This window comes from Corynebacterium sp. HMSC11D10 (assembly GCF_001806995.1).
GTDB classification, from domain to species: domain Bacteria; phylum Actinomycetota; class Actinomycetes; order Mycobacteriales; family Mycobacteriaceae; genus Corynebacterium; species Corynebacterium coyleae.
The window spans coordinates 1-5,341 of the sequence record NZ_KV787079.1 but is presented as its reverse complement, the minus strand read 5'-3'; the positions used below and the strand labels follow the sequence as shown (position 1 = coordinate 5,341).

Here is a 5,341-nt window from a genome sequence, read left to right as displayed (position 1 = left end):
GGGTTTACCCGTCCACAAAATTTGACACAGGCCACGCTTCCGTGGGAGCGCGAGCGAGCAAAGGGCGCGACGCAGTCTTACGCAGATGAGGTTGATGCCAAACTTGTAGAGCTGTTGCGCCACCCGAAGTTTCTTGAGGTCCGGGCGTTAGTCGGCTGGTATATTGTTGCGACCGGCTAGTTGGTAGCGGTGTGGTGACTTTCGGGTAGCGGTTGAGTGGGTTTCCGGTAGCGGGGTTGGCGGTGGCGGGTGATGCTTTCGGGTGGTTGCACCACAGGGGTGTAGCCGGTTGCCGGAAGGAGTCCGCTGATGACGGATTACCGGGCGGTGATGAAGCTGCTTGTGCAGCAGCGTTCGTACCGCCAGATTGAACAACAGCTGGGATGCTCCCACCGCGCGATTTCCCGGTCGAACCAGGTGCTTCGATCCCTCGGGATTCGCACGGTCGACCAGGTTTTGGCGCTGACGGATGATGAGCTCGACGAGTTATTCGTAGATGGGCGCAGTACAGGCCAGGGCGAATTCGTCCCTATCGATTTCGATGCGGTGGTCAAAGCCCGCACGGGGCGTAACAAGCAGACACTGCAAGTGCTGTGGGCGCGCTACACCACCACACCTGCTTTACCCGGCCAGCTCCATTACAGCTACGACCGGTTTCGCCAGTTGGTGGCGTCTCATGTCGATGCGGCCGGTTTGACCGCACGCATCACTCACACACCGGGGCACACCATGCAGGTGGATTGGGCAGGCACCAAGATGCGCCTGTTCGACCCTGACGGCGCACCGGGGGTGAAGGTCAGCGTGTTTGTCGCCTCAATGCCGTATTCAGGGATGATTTTTGCCCTCGCATGTCCGGATGAGCGCCAGCATTCCTGGCTTGATGCCCACCACCACGCGTTCGCCTACTTCGGGGGCGTGCCTGAGGTTGTGGTGCCGGATAATGCCTCGACTGCGTCGAACGCGATCAGCGCGGCGGATCGAAACCGCAAGGTCAACGACACCTACGAGCAGTTTCTGGAGCATTACAACACCGCAGCACTGCCTGCACGAGCGAAGCGGCCGAAAGACAAAGCCAATGTCGAAGCCGCAGTCAAGATCGTCACCCACAAAGTTATCCACGCACTCGATGGCCACCAGTGCGTCGACCTAGACGAACTCAACACGCGAATTCAGCAGCTGGTTGACCAGATCAACCAAGCGGTGCCGTTTCGTCACCAGCAGTCAAGCCGCAAAGACATCTTCGATGCGCACGAAAAGCACCTTTTGACAGCACTTCCCGATACCCCGTGGCAGCGCACCGAGTGGAAACGCGCCAAGATCGCCCCGGATTTCCACATCACCGTAGCCAGCGTGCGGTACTCCGTGCCGCACCAGCTCGTTGGCCGCACTGTCGATGTGCGCATCACCGGGCAAGTGCTCACGGTCTTCGATGGTGGCCGTGCCGTTACAACCCACACGCTTGCCCACACCCGCGGGGCGTATGTCACCGATGCCGACCACATTCCGGCGAACATGGATCACACCCAGGGACTGTGGACGAGCGATTACTTCCTGCGCGAAGCCCAAAAGATCGGCCCGGCGACACGCACCGTCATCGAGGAAATGATCGCGGCGAAAGCAATCCCGGCCCAGGCCTACCAATCGTGCAGAAACGTGCTGTCAATGGGCAAACACGCCAACAAGCTCGTGCTGGAAGAAGCATGTAAACGCTTGGTCTCCTCCGACGAGACCCGCCGGGCAGTGTCCTACACCGCGGTCAAAAACATGATGGCCGCCGTACGCAAAGAAGCCGCAACCCGACCACACGGCTTCGACCACCAGACACCGGCCACACCTGGACATCCGGATCGCACGCCCGCCGCTGCCACACGCGACACCAGCGGCGCCTACCTCGGTGGTGCAGCACAGTTCAGCCTGGACAACCTCATCAAGAAAGGAACCACAACACCATGACCCCACCGACCCCGCCGCAAGAGCGTTTCCTCGACGAATCCGTCCTCGCGGACTTCACAGCAATGCGCATGACAGCTTTCGGCAAAAGCGTCATCGACATCGCCAACGACCCAACCTTCGACACGTGGACCTTCTCACAAAAGGTGCTCTACGCACTCGACAAAGAAGTCGCGGCCAGACGCGAACGCCGCATCAACAAACTGCTCAAGGCATCACGATCGCCAAACCCCGATGCCTGCCTCGAAGACGTTGTCTACGCGCCTGACCGCAACATCAACCCAGAACAAGTCAGCCGACTCGCTCACGGGCAATGGTGCCACCTGGGCCAAAACATTGTCATCTTGGGCAAATCCTCAGTCGGCAAGAGCTACCTCGCCCAAGCACTGATCACCGCAGCATGCCGCAACGACTACTCCGCCAGGTTCTACCGCACCGACATGCTTGCCGCGCACTTCGCAGTGATGCCACTCGACGACCCAGCCCGGCTCAAACTCACCCGCGAGTTGATCAGCGTCGACGTGTTAGTCCTCGACGACTTCCTCACCACCCCAGTCGATGCCGCCACCGCGCACCTGCTTTTCAACATTCTCTCCGAACGAGAAGGCAACCGATCAACCATCGTGACCTCACAGTTCACCCCGCAAGACTGGTACAGATCCATCCCGGATGCCGTCATCGCCGAGTCCATCCTCAACCGACTCATCGCCGGCGCCGAAATCATCACCCTCGAAGGACCAAACATGAGACTGGGAGCTAACCAGTAACACACAAAACGCCTGAGCAGGAACCGCTACCGGATCCCCACTCAGGCGCTACCACAAACTCACCACACCGCTACCATTTCAATCTTCTAAACAGCGCTGGCGACGGCTGAACAGGATGTGGTGGAGCCGACCACGGCGGGTGCTACCGAGTAGACGCTAGCCCGTAGCAGACAGCGAAGGGGTCAGGGTGTGTGCCTTGGCCCCCTTTACCCATACCTGGATGAAGGGCACACCATGAATAATCCGTATCAGGAAGAACTACTTAACCGTCTCCGTGACCATGAGAACGCGGGGGTGAACGTGAACTGACCCGGCTTATCAACTGGGCTACATCCGCTGTGTTGAAGTACACAGCTGTGCGGGCGCTCACTAAGACGATGATTGAGAAGTGGGTCAGAGTTAAGGCAGCAGGGTGTGTTCGATGCCGTCTAGGATCACATCGATGACGAGGTCGTAGTATTCCTCGGACATCGCTTCTTCTTCATCAGGGTGTGAGAGAGGCTCCAGGTAAGAGTTGACAATACTGGTCAGTCCAACAGATTGAGCCATCATAGGCTCAAGCCTGACAAGCATTTCGTGCAGGTTGTGGCGAGGCTGGATTTGATTGGATGCGCGCAGGTTTCTCGCTCCGATCGTGTGGATGATCGAGTTCGCGATAATTGTGTAGGCCACAGGCGAATTGTCACCAAACCCAGCTTCTTGTAGTTTGGCCCAGGCTCCATCGATCATCGGCAAAAACTGTTCGGTGAACTTGCCCCGCGCGAACCTGTCGGTAATCCCCGGATATGCTAACAATGCGGGGCGTAGATTGTGAGCCATAGCTCGAAACCAGGCTTTCCATTCAAGGTCCGAGTCGGGAACTTCAATCCCGACACATACCCGGTCTACAACAGCATCACAAATGGCTTCCTTGTTTGGAAAATAATGATAAATCACTGAGGGAACCACGCCCAGTTCACGGGCAATGTCCCGTACTGACCATCCCTCAACGCCACTGATCGCGCTTAACTGTACAGCTTGTTTGACAATCAGCTCGCGTGATAGCCCAGCCCTTCGCCCCGTTAGCACAGTGTTCATAAGGTGACCCTAACTTATTCCTTGACCCTTACTAGAACACCATTCTACAATATCCCTAAGTGAAACAGTGTTCTAGTAATGGAGTGTAGTGATGCCCGACCCTCGTAGTAATAAGCCGACACAGAGCTCTATTGATCCAGGAGCGCAAGCGAACCTGGTAGTGGGAATCGTTTTTCTCGCCTTTATGGGGCAAATGATTCTCAATCCGATCATCGCGCCACTGTCACGACAGATGGGATTGCGGGAATGGCATATTGGCGCCACTATCTCTTTGGCAGCGATTGTACTAGCGAGCTTGAGTGCTTATTGGGGGCGAGCTTCCCAACGTGTCGGCGCTAAACGTGTACTCGCTGCTGGGCTTGTGATCGCGATCATCGCTTTGAGCGCCTTCGGTATTGTCTCCTACCTGGGGATGAACCAGGTAGTTGGCGGTGTCGGACTAGTTTTTGGTGTTGTGATCACTCGTGGTTTGCTCTATGGTGGAGGGATTTCAGCGATCGCCCCGACCGCGCAAGCCCACCTGGTCACGCATGCTGCCAGCGAGAACGGGCGGGTAAAAGCACTGGGCATGATTGGAGCGGCTCAAGGGATGGCCTCCATTGTTGGAGGTGTTACTGGAGGTGTGTTAGCCGCTGCTGGTGGCCTGCTCTTGCCCTTGGTGGTCATGCCCGTTGTGATGGTGATTGGTCTGGTTGTTCTCTTGGTGAGTTTCGCACCTCAAAGCCGAGGGCAACTTTTTGCAAAGCCTCAACGGATTCGCTTCACTGATCCGCGTGTAGCTCCCTGGCTAGCAACTGGTCTGGTGATGTTTCTTGTGTTTTCTTCTGTTGCTACGATTTTTGGATTCACTGTCCAAGACCGCTTCGCCCTGTCGGCAACTGCGACCGCAGGTATTTCCGCGATTTACCTGACCATCATGGGCGTGACCATGATCATTGCCCAAGCGGTGATTGCTCCAAAGACAGGGTGGGGAGCAGCGAAGCTTTTACGTACTGGTCTGGCCATTACACTAGTTGCAACTGTGCTCATTTGGCCTACCTCCTCGCACGCTTTACTGGTTGTCGGGTGTATCGTGCTGGGGGTAGGTATGGGACTGGCGATGCCCGGGTACAACACTGGCCCAACCTTGAAGATGAGTGCAGATGAGCAAGGCGCAGTGGCTGGCATCATCAACGCTAATAATGGGTTGGCGTACGCGATTGCCCCGCTGGCTTCGACCGCCCTTTACGGGTGGAACCCGCTGGCACCCTTCGCCGTCTGTATCGCCTTGATTGCAGTGGTCGTCATCTACGCCCACACCGTACCCGCACTACGCCAATAACTATGAGCGTGCCTGAAGTAGCCGTTCCATCACGTTATCCGCAGGAGTCGGCCCCGAGTAGTCCACCAGCGAGTTGTCTTTGACGACATCGAAAATCTCGTACCAGAGCGTATTCGCCTGCTTGCTAAACGACTGAGACATGGCCACGAATGGGGACGCGATAGCTGTTAGGACTACGGATTTAGTAACACCGTGGTGAGTATCCAGTAACGCCCGGGTGAGTATC

The 5,341-nt window shown here is 56.9% G+C and carries 4 protein-coding genes and 2 pseudogenes; 4 read left to right on the top strand and 2 right to left on the bottom strand.

The genetic code is table 11. The features are described 5' to 3' along the window. The 3 genes and pseudogenes from HMPREF3120_RS12300 to HMPREF3120_RS09865 all read left to right on the top strand — a co-directional run. Positions 1–180 (top strand): annotated as a pseudogene (locus HMPREF3120_RS12300) (hypothetical protein); the annotation flags it as partial. Between the two features lie 129 nt (positions 181–309). After that, positions 310–1,953 carry an IS21 family transposase gene (gene istA / locus HMPREF3120_RS09870; RefSeq protein WP_070452904.1) on the top strand — a complete coding sequence of 548 codons (1,644 nt, stop codon included), beginning with the start codon at positions 310–312 and terminating at the stop codon, positions 1,951–1,953. Then, a complete protein-coding gene (locus tag HMPREF3120_RS09865; protein ID WP_070452901.1) occupies positions 1,950–2,717 on the top strand; it encodes an ATP-binding protein in 768 nt (255 codons plus the stop codon). Before istA ends, HMPREF3120_RS09865 begins: the two co-directional genes overlap by 4 nt. Positions 2,718–3,116: 399 nt before the next feature. Here the strand turns inward: HMPREF3120_RS09865 and HMPREF3120_RS12295 are convergent, their stop codons facing one another. Then, positions 3,117–3,794, bottom strand: a complete 678-nt coding sequence (locus HMPREF3120_RS12295; RefSeq protein WP_070452898.1) for a TetR/AcrR family transcriptional regulator — start codon at positions 3,792–3,794, stop codon at positions 3,117–3,119. 91 nt (positions 3,795–3,885) lie between these two features. Between HMPREF3120_RS12295 and HMPREF3120_RS09855 the strand changes: the two genes are divergently transcribed. Continuing rightward, a complete protein-coding gene (locus tag HMPREF3120_RS09855) occupies positions 3,886–5,115 on the top strand; it encodes an MFS transporter (RefSeq protein ID WP_052205465.1) in 1,230 nt (409 codons plus the stop codon). On the opposite strand, the pseudogene HMPREF3120_RS09850 reads toward HMPREF3120_RS09855, so the two are convergent. Then, positions 5,116–5,341 (bottom strand): annotated as a pseudogene (locus tag HMPREF3120_RS09850) (hypothetical protein); the annotation flags it as partial.